13 protein-coding genes are annotated in these 17530 nt (G+C 56.3%); 9 read left to right on the plus strand and 4 right to left on the minus strand.

Translation table 11 applies throughout. The annotated features are described in order from the left end of the window. Positions 1-23 precede the first annotated feature (23 nt). From LG203_RS07125 to LG203_RS07140, 4 genes are all read left to right on the plus strand, one after another. On the plus strand, positions 24-1673 hold the full coding sequence (locus LG203_RS07125; protein WP_230345141.1) for an electron transfer flavoprotein-ubiquinone oxidoreductase: 1650 nt from the start codon (positions 24-26) through the stop codon (positions 1671-1673). Positions 1674-1777: 104 nt separating this feature from the next. Further along, positions 1778-2119: a zinc ribbon domain-containing protein YjdM gene (locus LG203_RS07130; RefSeq protein WP_230345142.1), complete on the plus strand. Its 342-nt coding sequence runs from the start codon at positions 1778-1780 to the stop codon at positions 2117-2119. Between the two features lie 42 nt (positions 2120-2161). Beyond that, positions 2162-2818, plus strand: a complete 657-nt coding sequence (gene tmpT, locus LG203_RS07135; RefSeq protein ID WP_230345143.1) for a thiopurine S-methyltransferase — start codon at positions 2162-2164, stop codon at positions 2816-2818. A 32-nt stretch (positions 2819-2850) separates the two neighbouring features. Further along, on the plus strand, positions 2851-3282 hold the full coding sequence (locus tag LG203_RS07140; RefSeq protein WP_230345144.1) for a DUF2214 family protein: 432 nt from the start codon (positions 2851-2853) through the stop codon (positions 3280-3282). 155 nt (positions 3283-3437) lie between these two features. On the opposite strand, the gene LG203_RS07145 is transcribed toward LG203_RS07140, so the two are convergent. The 3 genes from LG203_RS07145 to LG203_RS07155 form a co-directional block, all read right to left on the minus strand. Beyond that, positions 3438-5879 (minus strand): TonB-dependent siderophore receptor, encoded by a 2442-nt coding sequence (locus LG203_RS07145; RefSeq protein ID WP_230345145.1) that lies wholly within the window; start codon positions 5877-5879, stop codon positions 3438-3440. A gap of 145 nt (positions 5880-6024) precedes the next feature. Continuing rightward, entirely contained in the window at positions 6025-7005 is a 981-nt protein-coding gene (locus LG203_RS07150; protein WP_230345146.1) for a FecR domain-containing protein, read from the minus strand. After that, entirely contained in the window at positions 7005-7550 is a 546-nt protein-coding gene (locus tag LG203_RS07155; RefSeq protein WP_230345147.1) for a sigma-70 family RNA polymerase sigma factor, read from the minus strand. The genes LG203_RS07150 and LG203_RS07155 overlap by 1 nt, the downstream gene beginning before the upstream one ends. Before the next feature lie 231 nt (positions 7551-7781). On the opposite strand from LG203_RS07155, the gene LG203_RS07160 reads away from it, so the two are divergent. From LG203_RS07160 to LG203_RS07180, 5 genes are all read left to right on the plus strand, one after another. Then, complete coding sequence (locus tag LG203_RS07160; RefSeq protein ID WP_230345148.1) at positions 7782-8195, plus strand: hypothetical protein; 414 nt, start codon at positions 7782-7784, stop codon at positions 8193-8195. Between the two features lie 375 nt (positions 8196-8570). Then, entirely contained in the window at positions 8571-9245 is a 675-nt protein-coding gene (locus LG203_RS07165; RefSeq protein WP_230345149.1) for a CerR family C-terminal domain-containing protein, read from the plus strand. Continuing rightward, positions 9242-10687: an efflux transporter outer membrane subunit gene (locus tag LG203_RS07170; RefSeq protein ID WP_230345150.1), complete on the plus strand. Its 1446-nt coding sequence runs from the start codon at positions 9242-9244 to the stop codon at positions 10685-10687. The genes LG203_RS07165 and LG203_RS07170 overlap by 4 nt, the downstream gene beginning before the upstream one ends. A 1-nt stretch (position 10688) precedes the next feature. Further along, entirely contained in the window at positions 10689-11774 is a 1086-nt protein-coding gene (locus LG203_RS07175) for an efflux RND transporter periplasmic adaptor subunit (RefSeq protein ID WP_230345151.1), read from the plus strand. Between the two features lie 10 nt (positions 11775-11784). Next, positions 11785-14871, plus strand: a complete 3087-nt coding sequence (locus LG203_RS07180) for an efflux RND transporter permease subunit (RefSeq protein ID WP_230345152.1) — start codon at positions 11785-11787, stop codon at positions 14869-14871. Between the two features lie 87 nt (positions 14872-14958). Here LG203_RS07180 and LG203_RS07185 read toward each other — a convergent pair whose 3' ends face one another. Next, the gene (locus tag LG203_RS07185) at positions 14959-17310 is read right to left on the minus strand and encodes a putative bifunctional diguanylate cyclase/phosphodiesterase (protein WP_230345153.1); all 2352 of its coding nucleotides are present in this window, start codon (positions 17308-17310) and stop codon (positions 14959-14961) included. Between the last annotated feature and the right edge of the window lie 220 nt (positions 17311-17530).

Raw genomic sequence — 17530 nt, forward strand, 5'->3', positions numbered from 1 at the left:
TTGATTTAACTGAAAGACCACCCATGCAACGCGATGTCATGAATTACGATGTACTGATTGTTGGCGCCGGCCCGGCCGGGCTCTCTGCCGCCATCCGACTCAAGCAGCTCGCCGCCGAAGAAGAACGCGAAATCAGTATCTGCATCCTGGAAAAAGGCAGCGAAGTGGGCGCCCATATTCTCTCGGGCGCGGTCATCGACCCCATCGCATTGAATGAACTCTTTCCCGACTGGAAAGCCCTGGGTGCGCCCTTGCACACCCCGGTCACCGAAGATCACTTTCTGTTCCTGACGGAAAAAGGCGGCTTTACCATCCCGGAAAAACTGTTGCCGCCACTCATGAGCAACCACGGCAATTACATCATCAGCCTGGGCAACCTCACGCGCTGGCTGGGCGAGCAGGCCGAAGCGCTGGGCGTGGAAATTTATCCTGGCTTTACCGGCTACGATCTCCTGTATGACGAATCCGGCGCCCTCAAGGGCGTCGTTACCGGTGACATGGGCGTGGCACGTGATGGCACCGAAAAGCCTGGCTTCGCGCCCGGCATGGAGTTGCATGCCCATTACACCCTGATTGCCGAAGGTACCCGTGGCTCGCTCACCCGCAAGCTGGAGCAGCAATTCCAGCTGCGCGATACCGCCGAGCCGCAAAAGTATGGCATCGGCTTCAAGGAGCTGTGGCAGCTTGACCCCAGTCAGCACAAGGCCGGGCTGGTGATGCACGCACAAGGCTGGCCATTGGACAACGACACTGGCGGCGGTGCATTCATCTATCATCTGGAAGACAATATCGCCGCCATCGGCTATGTGGTGCATCTGAATTACAGCAACCCGTACCTGAGCCCGTTTGAGGAATTCCAGCGCTTCAAGACGCACCCGAAAATCGCTCCCATGCTGGCAGGCGCCAAGCGCATCAGCTATGGCGCACGCACCATCAACGAAGGTGGCCTGCAATCGCTGCCTACGCTGGTGTTCCCGGGTGGCGCGCTGATTGGTTGCGCCGCAGGCCTGGTCAACGTGCCCCGCATCAAGGGTAGCCACAATGCCATGAAATCCGGCATGCTGGCCGCCGAAGCCGTATTTGAAGCCCTGGGCAGCGAACGCTCGCACGACATTCTCAGCAGCTATCAGGAAAAACTGCGCGCCTCCTGGATCTGGCAAGACCTCGACGCCGTGCGCAATGTCAAACCTGCCCTCTCGCGCTTTGGCAGCCTGCTCGGCTCGGCTTATGGCGGCGTTGAAATGTGGCTCGCCCGCGCCGGCATTCGCACGCCATGGACACTCAAGCACGGCAAGGCCGACAACGAATGCCTGCAAACCAAAGACCAGGCCACGCGCATCGCCTACCCGAAACCCGACGGCGTGCTGACCTTTGATCGCCTGTCGTCCATTTTCCTCTCTAACGTGCAGCACGATGAAGACCAGCCAGTTCACCTGACGCTGAAAGATGCTTCGGTGCCCATCACCGTCAACCTCGCCCAATACGACGCCCCGGAACAACGCTACTGCCCGGCCGGCGTATACGAGATCGTCGAGGCCGATAGTGACCCGCGCCTGCAAATCAATGCCGCCAATTGCATCCATTGCAAAGCCTGCGACATCAAGGACCCGACGCAGAATATCGTGTGGGTGACGCCGGAAGGCGGCGGCGGGCCGAACTATGTGAATATGTAGGCATGTTCGTAACAGGGATGGCGGTTGTGCCGCGCCATCCCTGTCCATGCCCCAACTGCCACACACCATTAACACCATAAAATCAAAACGATAAGAGATCAACCATGAGTCAAATTCCTCCCTGTCCCCAATGCAATTCCATCTACGGCTATGAAGACCGCAACATGCTGGTCTGCCCGGAATGCGGCCATGAATGGACGCCCGGCGATGCCGCCCCGGCGGCGGCCGATGGCCTGGTCGTGCATGATGCCAATGGCAATCTGCTGGCAGATGGCGATACCGTTACCGTGATCAAGGACCTGAAAGTCAAAGGTTCGTCACTGGTGGTCAAGGTCGGCACCAAGGTCAAGAACATCCGCCTGGTCGACAGCGATCACAATATCGACTGCAAGATTGATGGCGTGGGTGCCATGAAACTGAAATCGGAATTTGTTAAAAAGGCCTGATCAAGCGGTCATTTCACCAAGCCCAAAAGCAAAGGAATCGCAATGGAAGCCAACTTCTGGCACCAGCGCTGGGAAAAAAATGAGATCGGCTTTCATGAAGCAAGCGCCAATGCCTTGCTGGTGAATCATCTTCCCAGCCTGCGGCTCGGCCCGCACTCGCGCGTCTTTATCCCGCTCTGTGGCAAAACACTGGATATTCACTGGCTATTGAGCCAGGGCTTCCGCGTGGCTGGGGCCGAGCTGAGTGAGCTTGCTGTCACGCAATTATTTGCCGAGCTAAATCTCACCCCGGAAATCACGCAGAGGGGCCAACTCAAACACTACCGTGCAAGGCATATCGATATTTTTGTCGGGGATATTTTTGATCTCACGGCAGACATGCTGGGCCAGGTGGATGCCATTTATGACCGTGCGGCCCTGGTGGCTCTGCCCGCGCAGCTCCGGGAGAAATACACCGCGCATCTCATAAGCGTCAGCCACACCGCGCCGCAACTCCTCATCTGTTACGTTTACGAACAGTCGCAATTATCCGGCCCACCGTTTTCCGTGGACGATGCCGAGGTAAAACAGCATTATCAGTCGCACTACGCGCTTCACCTTTTAGAAAACCCCGAGGTCGCCGGCGGCTTCAAAGGGCGCATTCCGGCGCAAGAACATGTGTGGCGATTAATCCCCGCTGTCACCGAAAACAGACCTTAATTTATTACCTGACTATCAGAGAAAGAAGCCTTATGAGTTACGTCATCGTCAAATACCTGCATTTCATCGGCATTCTGGTCCTCGCTTCATCCCTGATGGTCGAGCACGTGCAGCTCAAGGCCGACATGTCCAGCGCGGCGTTGAGGAAGGTCGCCCTGATTGATCTGATTTACGGCATATCTGCTGGCGTGATTCTGGTGACGGGCTTGTTGCTCGCGTTTGCCGTCGGCAAGCCTTCGGCGTTTTACATGGCGAATCCGGTGTTTCATGCCAAGGTCACGCTGTTCGTGCTGATCGGCCTGCTGTCCATCCACCCAACGCTGTTCCTGTTGCGTCATCGAAACAGCACGGCGGCCAGTATCAGCGTGCCCAAAAGCATCATCATGGTCATCCGGCTTGAAATGCTGCTGCTGTTGATTATTCCCTTGCTGGCGGTGCTGATGGCACGCGGCATTGGTGTTTAGCGTGCCCACGGAGTCGTGCGTTATTCGCCTCAAAAAACGGGATTGAAGCTGCAGCTCAATCCCGTTGACCAACGCTAATGCATCCTGGCCAGAATTCCAATCCCCAATAGTTAACCATCCAGCATTTTCAGTTTGCCGGAATAGCCGCCATACCATCAAAAGTTATATCTGGCCGACGCTATGACAGTCCTGTCATAGCCTTGCGTACACGACCCATAGGCACAAATCGTGTATTGCTTGTTAAATAGGTTGTTCGAGTTCACGGCAAATTGCCAATGCTGGTTATAGCGATAGTTGATGGCAGCATCAAACAAGGTGCGTGACTCGTTTTCATATTCATAACTGGGGGTGAACGGATCGCCCCCATTACTATGACCGACATAACGTACACCGCCACCCACGCTCACTCCTGACAACCAGCCAGACGCCAGCTTGTAATCCATCCATACGGAGGCGCCCTTTTCGGGAACATACGGTGGGCTATCTCCCTTCTTGCCCAAACCATTGGTCTTGGTAATTTCAACATTCGAATACGTCAACGCAGCAATCATGTTCAGGTTTTCGGCCAGCCTGGTCTTGATTTCCATTTCAATGCCCCGAGACTGGATTTCCCCCGTCTGGTAAGCATTAAAGAATGCATCATAGGCGGTCACATTCTGCTGGGTAAGATCAAACAAGGATAAGGTGTAGATATTGCTGGTACCTGCCGGCATATATCTTATGCCGACCTCATTTTGTTTGCCCGTTGTCGGCTTAAGTGCCCGCCCACTCGCGGCAACACCTACCGCCGGATTGAATGATGTGGAATGGCTGATGTAAGGTGCCAGGCCATTATCAAAGACATAGGCCAGTCCAGTGCGATAGGTAAAATCGGTGTCATTCTGATCATAAGCCGTCTGGGCGATCTTGTTTCCAGTATCGGCCCTGGCCCAGTCCTTGCGCCCGCTCAAGGTGATCACCCAGTGGTCATCCAGTTTGATCTGATCCTGAACATACAGACCACTCTGCCGCAAAGCCTGGCGGTTCTTGGTAGTCAAGGCCGGATCCGCAATCGATTTTCCATATTCGGGATTACTCAGATCAAGAACATCGGCATTATCGACAGCGTCGCCATCCCGCACAGTGTAAGCCGAGCGCTGAAAATCAAAACCAAATAAGGCGGTATGCCCTATAGAGCCAGTATTAAACTTGAACTGAGCCTGGTTATCTACCGCCACCCCTTGCAGCTGCTCATCAATCAGACTCTTGCTGCGGGACAGGATGCTGCCAGACAAACTGCTCATACCCATGCGGGCATATTGAAAGTCGACACGATTCACACGGAAATTCTGCCGCAGTGTCCATGCATCGTTTAATACATGCTCAAACAAATACCCCATGCTGTATTGCTTGCGCTCATTTTTGTCGTAAGTGTAATCGCCAAGCATGATATTGCTGGTCGTAGTAGCGGTGCCAACAGTAAACGGCACGCCCGTTTTGACATGCAGATACTCGGCTTGCAATGTCAATGTGGTTTTTTCAGAGGGCTTGATGGTCAGCGAAGGCGCCAACAATTCCCGGCTATCCTGGCTCCGATGATCATTGTCATATTTATATTGCGAGTCACTATTGCGCACCAGGCCGACAACCCGGTATAGCACCTTGCCATCGTCATCTACGGGACCACCCACATCAAAGCCACCCTGATAGCGATCATAATTCCCTATCTGCAGATCAATCTGTTTCATGGGTACTTCCGTCGGCTTTTTGGTGACTTTGTTGATGACACCGGCGGGCTCGCTCTGCCCATACAACACGGACGAAGGGCCTTTAAGCACCTCCATGCGCTCAATGTTGTAAATATCGGTCGACATACGGCTCCATAATCCATTTGTTTCTCGCAATCCATCCCGATACATTCCCGTTGTGGAAGGATCAAAGCCACGAATCGTGCCCACATCATATGTCGGGCGAACATCGTTACCATAGTTTTCGCTGAATACACCGGCGGTATAGCGCAAGGCATCTCCATCGCGCTGTACATTCCGCATATCAAGCTCATCCCGGGTAATCACCGAAATCGACTGTGGGGTTTCGAGAAGGGCGGTATCGGTTTTCGTTGCGGTAATTCCGCGCTTTGCCACATAGCCCTTTACTGGCGTCGAAGCAGTCTCCTGTTCAGCCTGCGCCTGCACGGCAACCTCAGGTAACTGGGTCACGGACTCGTCATGACTGGCAAGATCTCCAGCCGCATGCGAAACACGCTCCAGGGTATAGCCCTCCACCCCGGATTGCGCCACCAAGTCACTTCCCTTGAGCAAAACGGCCAGCCCTTCCGCCACCGAGTAGCGTCCATCAAGCCCTGTTGTCGTCAATGACTGCACCTGATCGGGAGTAAAAAGTAGAGTAGCACCCGCCTGCCTAACAAACTGGTTAAGCGCGGGCGCCAATGGTCCTGCGGGGATATGGTAATAACGACTGGCCGTCTGGCCAGACTCGGCAGACCAGGCGGACTGTGGCAGCAACAAGCCCGCACTGCACAGCCATCCGATTTGACAGGCAATCAGACGCTTGCGGAAGTCTTCGCTAAAACGTATTGGCAAACGATGTGTTTTCATGGGTTCCCCTTTGTCATGTGATTCGTGCGTTATGAGAAACGCTTCATCAACCAAGCCGAACAAAGGCCCAAAACCCGACATTTTTTTAGAAATAAAAGATGAAGGTACCGCCAAGCCGAGCTACCTCATGCACAAGATCACCGTATCAAGCGGGCAGAACCGTCACCCACCAACGGGTGACATAAGCAATGCGAACGGGTAATTTTCGCTGTAGCAGTTTTAACAGATTGTCGATATCGTCAAGTTGAAACACGCCAGACAGCCGCAACTCTGCCACCTCCGCTGCGCATCGCAAATAGCCTGAGCGATAACGCGAGAGTTCGTTGATGAAGTCAGTCAGGCGCATGTTGTTTACGCTAAGCAGGCCATCTGCCCAAGCCGCAGGCTCCATCGCCAAGGCAGCGCGAACGATGCCGTCACCATGACTTATACGATAATGATCACCCGCATAGGCAATGACGGATGTCTGCGCGCCATCGCTTGTCCGAATAGCCACCGCACTTTCTTCCACGCTCACCTGGACCACATCCGGCTCCTGGCGAACCACAAAGCGCGTCCCCAATGCCTGAAGCATGGCCTGGCGTGTACTGACTCGCAGAGGCGCATCGGATAATTCCCCATGCCCGCTCGTCACCAGAATTTCACCATGCACAAGCACAATCAGCCGCTCCTGCGGACTGAAACGTATATCCACCGCCGTATCCGTATTCAGGATCAGAACCGTACCATCCGCCAGACGCAAGATGCGGCGTTGCCCGGTGGCTGTACGATAATCGGCCGACCAGTTCTGCCAGGGCAATACTTGATGTGCGAGAAGTGCACTGCTACCTGCAATAAACGTAAGGCCGAGCAGCTTGAGTGTGCGACGGCGCTGTATCCGGTGCATGGCCAGCTGCAGTACTTTATTGGCGATGTCGCGATCATGCTCGTGCAATGCACTGGCAGAAAGGTCGCCGCCCATCTGGCATACACGCTGCCATGCCCGTTCATGATCAGGGTGTTCATTTCGCCACAACTGGCAACCCTGCTGCACAGACATATCGGTTGTCTTCGACTGTACCTTGACCAGCCAATCGATGGCCTGGCGCACAATAGAGGCATCAATCTCCGAGCAAGTATCAGACATCACCACTCACTCGCTGAGCCATAGCGCAATTCATAACAATGATGAAAGGCCTCTGCCATATACCTTTCAACCGTACGCTGCGAAACATGCATCTGCTCTGCAATAGCGCCATAAGACATGCCTTCCAGCTGCGCCAGCAGAAAAGCGGTACGCACTTTTGGCTTTAAGCCGTCAAGCATGCGCGCGATCTCTTCCAGCAACTCCAGCACTAATTGACGGCTCTCCACCGAAGGCACAATGAGTTCAGGCATATACCGCATGGTGTCAAGCCATGCGCGCTGCAATTCCTCCTTGCGCCAGTGATCAATCAGCAAGCCTCGCGCGATCGTGAACAAGTAGGCACGCGGTTCGCGCATACTGTCATCCGGCTTGAGCAAAGCACGCAAAAAGGTATCTTGCGTTAAATCTGCAGCATGTTCCGGGCATCCAATTTTTTTACGCAGCCATGCAAGCAACCATCCGCGATGGTCGCTGTAAAGAACATGCATTGTTGAAAGCATCATGATACGAAGATATGAATTATTATGAACGAGAATTATTCTCATAATATAGGCATAAGACCATACTGGGCAACAGATAGACTTTCTGGGCCTGACAACGCAATGAAGAAAATACCCACATCCAGGCCGCCTGGGTGGCCTCGACGTCCATATACGAAAACAAGCCGTCAATTTCCGTTCTGTTCCCGCCTTTGCCGACACGTGCTGCTGACTATGATGGGAGGCTGACGCATCGTGTGTGCGATCAGCCAATAACAAGAAGTCGGGGAGACGTGCGTGAGTATCAGTCCATTCACCAACGCCACATCACTTGGGGCTGTGGCGGCTTATCGCAGCCGCGCTGAGAACAGTCAGGAAAAAGCGCTGGAACTGGGCGCTCAGGCCAGCGAAGAATCATCGCAGGAAACACCAAGCGCCAGCAGCGTGGTCACCTCCGAAACCACGCTGGAGAACAGCACAGTCAACAGTGATCCGTTGCAGGAACTGAACGATTACATGAACATGTCATCTGCGGAAAAACGGCAATGGTCGTGGATGAATTCGCGGGGCATCAGCAAGGAAGCGCTCGAGGCCATGAGTCCGGAGGACAAGCAGAAGCTGCTGGACCAGATGCGCGCAGAGTTGAAGCCGAAAACCAGTAGCGCCGATATTGATCGCAGCCAGAATCCCCCTATTGATGTGTATGTCTGAGGCCTGACACGTTACGCCAGCGAACCCACCCCGGCAACATTGGACCTCGCCCGCCATCTCAACTAGCCAGCCCGTTTCCAGCCGCCGATACAGCGCCTGCATATCACGGGACTTTTCACGCCGCCATAGAGCCACTTGCAATGATGTCCGCACTTGAAAGCAATGCTGGCACCGAAGAGAGGTACGATAAGCATCTGGCCCAATACCAAATATCGTCAAAGCGCCTGGGAGACACTTCGACCAGACGTTTTTTCGGCGAAGCAGAGGCTTCAACCCTGCCAGGCATAAGTCGTCACTTAAATCTTTGCAAAGGCTATTGATCAAACGTTTGTTTGATGTATGATCCCAGCTCGTCTATTGTCTGGTTGATGCCTCATGTCACCCCCCACCCCTCAAACCGCAAGCCGCACCGACGGTGCCGAAGCGCGGCAGAAAATCCTGCTCTGCGCGCTCAAGCTGTTCGCTGAAAAAGGCTATGCCAAGACCAGCGTGCGGCAGATTGCGCAGTCGGCTCAGGTCAATGTCTCCGCCATCAGTTACTACTTCACTGACAAGGCTGGCTTGTATCGCACGGTGTTTTCCTGGCCCAGCGTGATTGCCCGCCCTTGTGAATATGGCTTTACCGATCCGGCATTGCCGCTAGGCGAAGCGTTGCGGCAGTTTTACATGGAATTTTTCCAGCCACTGAAAATGGGCGAGGTGGTGCAGGATGTCATGAAGCTGCGCTACCGCGAGATGCTGGAGCCAACCGGGGTATGGGAACAGGAGATAGAGAGCGAGGTTAAACCTCATCACGCCGCCATGATCCAGTTGCTGTGCCGGCATATTGGCGTAGAGGAAGACGACGAAATCCATAGCCTGGCGACAGGCTGCATCGGCATGGCCGTGCATTTGTATGTCGGACATAAAGTCATACGCAGCCTGTCACCTCAGCTGATTGATAGCTTTGAGGCGCTGGACCGCATAGCAGAACGCTATGGCCGCTATGCACTGGCCATGATCACTGACGAAAAATCGCGTAGGGCCGATGTGCGGGAGGGCAAGGCATGAAGTCTCCGTTATTCACAATCGCCATGCCCGTGCTCGTGGCCTGCACAGTCACAGGCTGCCAGGGCTGGCCCATGGTCGGGCCGGATTATCAGAAGCCCAAAGCCGTCACGGCAGACGTCTGGCAAGTACAAACGCCCAACCGCAGTCATCAGCAAGAAGACTGGTGGCGACAGTTCAACGACGAGGTGCTGCTGGAAATCATCACCGCCGCCGAGCGCAATAGCGCAACGGTAGCCGATGCCTACAAGAATATCGCCTCTGCCCGCGCCAATCTGGTGGCGGCCCGCGCCATGGGCTTTGATGGCCTGAGTGCCACACCATCGATTACCCGCAAGGCGTTCTCTTTCGGCGGCGACCCCACCCTGCTTACCCAGCAGCAGATCAGCTTCGATACCTCCTGGGAAATCGACCTGTTTGGTGGCTTGCGGCGCGAACGCGAGTCTTCACTGGCCGATTACGACGCCAAGCGCAACCTGCTGCAGGATGCCCGGCTTTCGGTCGCCTCGGAAAGCGCCAAGGCCTATAACGACTACCGCTTCTGCCAGCAGAAGGTCAGGCTGTACGAGCGCTACCTTGAATCCAAGACCCGTAGCGCGGAGTTGACGGCCTCGGCCACCGCTCATGGCTTCAAATCCGACTCCGACAATGCGCTGGCGCAAGCCACGCAAGCACAGGCCGCCAGTGATCTCAATGACCAGCAGATGCAATGCGAATTGCAGATCAAAGCCATGGTCGCCCTCACCGGCATCGCTGAACCGCAATTGCGTGAGCGCCTGGCACCGCGCGACTTTACCGTGTTGCAACCAGGCACCTTTGACGTGCCTTCCGTACCTGCCGCCCTGCTGGAACAGCGTCCAGACCTGCTGGCAGCCGAGCGCGACCTGGCCTCCGCCAGTGCGGAAGTCGGCGTCAAGGAAGCCAATCGTTACCCCAAGATCACTCTGAGCGGCAATATCACGCCAGTACGCTTTATCAACTCGGGCACAACCAGCAATGCCGTCACCTGGTCCATTGGCCCCACGATAGACCTGCCCTTGTTTGACATGGGACAGCGCAAGGCCAATGTCGCCGCCGCCTGGGAAAGTCTGCGCGCAGCGGACAGCAACTACCGCAGCAAGGCCCGCAATGCGATCAAGGAGGTCGAGCAGAAACTGCTGACGCTGCAAAGCTACAATGCACGCCAACCCAGTCTGGAGCAAGCCGCCAATAATTACATGCAGGCACTGGATGCCATCAGCCAGCGCTATGAGGCAGGCTTTGATAATGCCATCGACCTCGAAACCACGCGGCGCAATGCGCTGGAGGCCGACTACGCCCTGACGCAGCTGAACCAGAATCGCATTACCACCTTGATCGAACTTTACATCGCCATTGGCGGCGGCTGGCAAGGCCCCAATACCCCCCTTGCCGCTGCTGACGCCTCCTCTTCCAACGAGAAATAACATGAAAAACCGCCTCCTGATTCTTCCTTTCACCGCCCTGCTGACCACGGCGTTGCTGACCGCCTGCCATCCTGGAAAGTCCGGCGAGGACACGGCCGAGACCAAACCGGCGCTGACCGTTCGGCTGGTGAGCCCGCAGGAAGCCTCCACCACGACCAATGTCACCGCCAACGGCAATATCCTCGCCTGGCAGGAAGCCGTGATCGGCAATGAAGTCAGCGGATTGCGCCTGAAAGCGGTCTACGTGAATGTGGGTGCCAAGGTCAGCAAAGGCCAACTGCTGGCCGAGTTTGACGATGAGACGGTGAAAGCAGATCTCATGCAGAAAGAGGCTGATGCGCTGGAAGCCGAAGCCAACCTGCGCCAGGCCGAGCTGGATGCCAACCGGGTAAAAGGTCTGGCGAAAGGTGCATTGAGCGAGCAGCAGGTCGTGCAATACCTCACCACCGAACGCACCGCCAAAGCACGCTATGAGTCCGCCGTGGCCGCGCTGGAAAGCCAGCGTTTGCGCCTGCGCCATACCCGCATTGTGGCGCCAGATTTCGGCACCATTAGCAGCCGTACTGCTACCGTCGGCAGTGTGGTCAATGCTGGTGAAGAACTGTTTCGTCTGGTGATGCAGGACCGGCTGGAGTGGCGTGGAGAGGTCGGCGCCACCGAGCTTGCCAGCGTCAAGCCTGGTCAGGCCGTGACCCTGATGCCGACCGGCAGTCAGACCCAGGTAACAGGCAAGGTACGCGTGATTGCCCCCACCATGAATCAGGACACGCGCAACACGCTGGTGTATGTGGATATTCCCCACGGACTGGATGGTCCGCTGAAGAGTGGCATGTTTGCCCGTGGCAGCTTTGCCGTGGGCCAGCAGAGCGGGCTCAGCCTGCCAGCCACTTCCGTGTTGCAGCGCGATGGCTATGAGTATGTGTTTACGGTAAGTGACCAGCAGCATGTGGAACGCCGCAAGGTAGTCAGCGGCGGCCATGTGGGCGACCGCATCATCATTCGCGAGGGCATAGACCCCAAGGCCAGCTATGTGGAAAGCGGCGTGGGCTTCCTGATCGATGGCGACATCGTGCGCGTCGCGCAATAACGGGGTCACCATGAATATCTCAGCCTATTCCATACGCAATCCGATTCCGGCCATCCTGCTGTTTGGCCTGTTGAGCATCATCGGGTTGTTTGCCTTCAAAACTTCCAAGGTGCAGGATTTTCCGGATATTGAATTACCGGCCGTCAGCGTCACCGCCACGCTGGAAGGCGCCTCGCCGCGCCAGCTTGAGAATGACGTCGCGCGCAAGATCGAAGACTCCATTGCCTCGGTCGACATGGTCAAGCACATCACGACCAAGATACTGGATGGCCAGGTAAGCATTTCCGTGCAATTCCAGCTGGAAAAATCCGTCTCGGATGCCGAAAACGATGTGCGCTCGGCCGTCTCGCGTGTGCGCTCCGAGCTGCCCGCGGATACCAAGGACCCTATCGTCTCGCGCATTACCACGTCAGGCTCCGCCATCGTCAATTACAACGTCACCGCCAACGACATGGACGAAAAAGACCTGAGCTGGCTGATCGACAATGAGGTTGCCAAGAAAATGCTCTCGGTGGTTGGCGTGGGCAAATTTGAGCGGGTTGGCGGTGTGGACCGTGAGGTACGTATTTCGCTTGATCCGCAAAAAATGGTGGCATTGGGGGTAAGCGCTGCCACCGTGTCGTCCGAACTGCGCCGCATGCAGGTCGAAAGCTCCGGCGGCCGCACCGATCTCGGCGGCATCCGCCAGCAGGTACGCACGCTGGGTACGGTGAAAGAAGCGAGCCAGTTGCGTGACCTGCAACTGCCGACACTGACGGGTACCTATGTCACGCTGGGCCAGGTGGCCGATGTAGAGGACACCATAGCCGAGCGCAGCCGGATCGCCCTGATGGATGGCAAACCGGTGATCGGCTTTGAAATTACGCGCAGCAAGGGCGAAAGCGAAACCGGTCTCAAGGCCCGTGTTGACCAGGCCGTAGCCGAATTCAATGACAGCCACCCTGGTGCCAGGATCACCCCGGCCTGGGAAAACGTGACCCCAGTGCAGGACAATTTTGATGGTTCCATGCATCTGCTGTACGAGGGCGCCGTACTGGCGGTGCTGGTGGTCATGCTGTTCCTGCGCGACTTCCGTGCCACCCTCATTGCAGCCGTGGCGCTGCCGCTCAGCGTATTGCCAACCTTTATCGGCATGAGCGTGTTTGGCTACACCATCAACACCGTCACCCTGCTCTCGCTGGCGCTGGTGGTGGGGATACTGGTGGATGACGCCATTGTGGAAATCGAGAACATCGCGCGTCACCTCAACATGGGCAAATCGCCGCGTGAAGCCGCCATGGAAGCAGCCGACGAGATCGGCATGGCGGTGATTGCCACCACCTTTGCCCTGATCGCGGTATTTTTGCCCACGGCCTTCATGTCAGGCATCGCCGGCAAGTTTTTCAAGCAATTCGGCTGGACCGCCGTATTCGCCATTTTTGCCTCGCTGGCCGTCGCCCGCCTGATTACGCCGATGATGGCGGCTTACTTTCTCAAGCCCAAGCCAGAAAAAGCGGAGCACGATGGCTGGATCACGCGCCGCTATCTGGCCCTGGTGGCGTGGTCGGTACGGCATCGCGGGATCACGGTGAGCCTGGCCATGCTGTTTTTCATAGGCTCGCTCATGCTGATTCCATTGCTGCCCAAGGGTTTTGTACCGCCAGCAGATCGCAGCATGACGCTGGTGAATATTGAACTGGCACCCGGTGCCCACCTGCAGGACACCGCGGCAGCTGCCGAACAGGTACGTGCACTGATCAGCAAAAATCCCAATGTGCGCCATGTATACAGCAGCATAGGCAGCGGCACTTCGGGGCAAGGCTTTTCGGCAGGCTCCACCACGGAAACCCGCAAGGCCGTGCTGACGGTGGTGATGGTGCATCGCAAGGAGCGCAGCATCACCCAGCAGCAGATTGAAGGCGAGTTGCGCGAGGCACTGGGCGCATTGCCCGGCATGCGCATCAAGGTGGGTTCGCTGGATACTGGCGTCAAGATGGTGTTGAACCTGCAAAGTGACGATCCGCTGGCGCTGAACGAAGCCACGACCGAGGTCATGCGCGGCCTGCGCACCCTGCGCAATATCGGCAATGTCTATTCCAATGCCAGCCTGGTGCAGCCGGAAGTGATCATACGTCCGGATACGGCACGGGCGGCGGCACTGGGCGTGACCACGCGCGATATTGCCGATGTGGTGCGCATTGCCACGGCGGGCGATTACGACATCAATCTGCCCAAGCTCAACCTGGCAGACCGGCAGGTGCCTATCCGCATCCAGTTCCCGGAGAGCTTCCGCACGGATCTCGACGCAATTTCGCGTCTGACCGTCAGCGGTACCAATGGCCCGGTGCGTATAGGCAATATCGCCGACATTCACCTGGGCAGCGGCCCGGCACAGATTGACCGCTTCAAGCGCGTGCGCAATGTGTCGATCGAGGTAGAACTGGGTCAGCGCGAACTGGGCGCGGTGTATGCCGAGGCCATGCAATTGCCAGCGATCAAGAATCTGCCGCCCAGCGTGCATATCGTGCCCTCCAGCGATGCCGAAAACATGAACGACCTGTTCCAGAGCTTTGGCCTGGCGATGGCGATTGGCGTGCTGTGCATTTATGCCGTGCTGGTGCTGCTGTTCCGCGATTTCATGCAGCCCTTGACCATCCTCATGGCCTTGCCGCTCAGCATAGGCGGCGCCTTTGTGCTGTTGCTGCTGACGGGGAAAAGCTTCTCCATGCCATCGCTGATTGGACTCTTGATGCTGATGGGGATTGTGAGCAAGAACTCCATCCTGCTGGTGGAGTACGCCATCATGGCACGCGGACACAGACAGGATGGCCATAACCCGCCGACACGGCTGGAGGCCCTGATCGATGCCTGCCGCAAACGGGCTCGCCCCATCATCATGACCACGCTGGCCATGGGCGCTGGCATGGTGCCGATTGCCATGGGCCTGGGAGCCGACCCCAGCTTCCGTTCGCCGATGGCGATTGCGGTGATCGGCGGCCTGATCACCTCCACCATCCTGAGCCTGATCGTGATTCCCGCCGTGTATACCTTTGTGGATGATGCCGAACAGTGGCTGAGAACCCGCTGGCAGCGGCGCACCAGCAAGGCGGCTGGTTGAGAACTCACCGCCGGGCCAAACGCGGGCCCGGTTGGTATATAACACTTGGCAGCGGGTGCTGCTTGCAGGCAGGTACCAGCGTTGCGACTACTGTGCAGGCCGTTTGCGCCAGTCCTGCACAAAGGTCATGAACTGATCAAAGGGCAAGGCCGGCGAGAACAGATAGCCTTGGGCAAAGTCACAGCCCGCGCGTTTCAACAGTTCCAGCTGGGCTTCGGTTTCCACGCCTTCGGCAATCACGCGCATGCCAAGCCGGTGCGCCATATCCACAATCACTTCGCACAGCACCATGTCGTCATTGCCTGCGCCGAGGTTCTGCACAAAGGAGCGATCGATTTTGACAAAATCGATATGAAACTTCTTGAGATAGGCCAGCGAGGAATAGCCCGTGCCGAAATCATCAATCGAGATGGCGATACCGGCATCGCGAAATTGCGACAGCGTTGCTTTCACCTGATCAGAGGCTTCCAGCAGCAGGCCTTCGGTGATTTCAATCGCCAGACATTGCGCAGGGAGACCGATGTGCTCCAGGTAAGCCTGCCAGGTCTCCAGCTCCTGACTGCTCTGAAACTGCAAGGGAGACACATTAATGCTGACCTGGAAGATGGTCGCATCCGCCGTCTGATCATCAGACGATGCACTGCACAATGCCATGGATTGCTGTACCAGAGTCACGGTATCGCGTGCGGATTGGCGGAACACCCAGTCACCCATGCCATTGATCATGCCAGTTTCTTCCGCCACCGGAATGAACTCGATGGGCGGCACCAGCCCACGGGCAGGATGCTGCCAGCGCACCAGCGCCTCGGCCTTGTGTATATCGCCGGTCGCCAGATCGACAATCGGCTGGTAATACATCACCAGCTCTTGCCGCTTTAGCGCATGCCGCAAATCATTGCTGACCTGCAGCTTGTGCGCGGCCAGCTCCTGCATGGAGGGCGAGAAGAACTGGTAACGGTTGCGTCCCAGCCGCTTGGCTTCGTACATGGCCTGGTCGGCATACTTCATCAGCGTTTCCACATCGCGACTGTGCTCGGGGAAAGACGCAATGCCAATGCTGGTGGTCACATACACCACGTGGTTTTCAATGGCGAAAGGCAGCGATACCTGCCGCAATATCCGCTCGCATAGCCACTCAACCTGTTGCTGGTTCTGCACATTGGAAAGCACGATGGTAAATTCATCCCCGCCCAGGCGCGCCAGCAGCGTGCAATCGCGGGCAACGGCGGCAATCCGTGCACCCGTTTCCACCAGCAGCTTGTCGCCGATGGAATGGCCAAGCTGGTCGTTGATCTGCTTGAAGTTATCCAGATCCAGGAACATCAGCACCAGCGGCTGCTGATGCTGCAGGGATTTATGGATTTCTTCTGCCAGCTGTTTGTGGAACATGGGGCGATTGGGCAAGCCGGTGAGAAAATCGTAATTGGCCTGCTTCCAGATCAGGTTTTGCGAGGCGGCGGTCTGCCTTGCCACTTCACGTTTGAGTCGATAGCCACGCAGCATGATGACGGTCGCCAGCAGGAGTAAACCCGCCAGCAGGAAAGGCAGCAAGCCGGTTTTGCTGCCAGGCTGCAAGCGCCAGTCATTGATGATGTCGTTATGCTCTGGCTGCAGATGATGCAAGCTTTTCTGCAGGATGGAGCGCAGTTCCGGCCAGTCCTTGCGTACCGCCATGTTCACGCTGGCTTTGTAGGGCGTGGAGCCCGCCTTGGCCATATAGCGTATACCCTGCACATTCGATACATAATCCACCACCAGTGGATTGCCGATATAGGCATCCACCTTGCCGGTTTCCAGCGCAGCAAAGGCCTCTTCAGCGATATCTACCTGGAATAACTCGATGCCTTGTCGATCCTTGGCAAGCAGGCCCGCCAGCGGTCCATTCTTGAATACCGCCACCCGCTTGCGCTCCAGATCGGCAAAGGTACGGATGGTGTCGTTTTTCTTGTGGATATAGATGGTGTAAGGCACGGAAATAACCGGCTCGGCCAGCGCCACATAGCGGCTGCCATTCAGCGACTTGACACTCGCGATGCCGGACAGCATGTCAGCGGTTTCGGTATCAGGGTTTTCTGAATATTCGATTTTTTCAAAACGCACTCCCAGCAGACGCTCAAAGCGCTTCAGGTAATCCACGGTAATGCCGCGAAACTCGTTACCTTCCGACAGAAACTCGATGGGCATCCAGCCGTGATGCACGCCAACTTTGATCACAGGATGTGCCTTGAGCCACGCAAGCTCCTGCACCGTCAGTTCCAGCGCCTCTGGCGTCAACGACTTGCTGGAAAAGGGCAAGGTGCCACTTTCCATTTGCTCAGCACTCACGGCATACAGTGCCGCAGAAATACACACCAGTGCCAGCAGGCTCTGGATAAGCATGCGCAGTGCAGAGCCTGCCGTTACTGCATGGCTCGAATGTTTGAAATTAGCTAATCGCATCCCGCACTCAATAGTTCTTGTTTTACCGTTAAGACCGCGCGCCAACTTGCGCCACGAAGCGCTTGCGTTCAAAAAGTTTACGGTCCGCAGGATTAAATCTTGACCCGAATAATTGTGTCTTGAATCACATTTTCGGGAATGAAGGATTGTATTGCCGATTCAAATAATAGCAATGACTTACCACCTGCGCGGTGACGAAAATGGAAGGCTTGTAACATGA

It is taken from the genome of Methylovorus mays (assembly GCF_020531915.1).
Taxonomy (GTDB): domain Bacteria; phylum Pseudomonadota; class Gammaproteobacteria; order Burkholderiales; family Methylophilaceae; genus Methylovorus; species Methylovorus mays.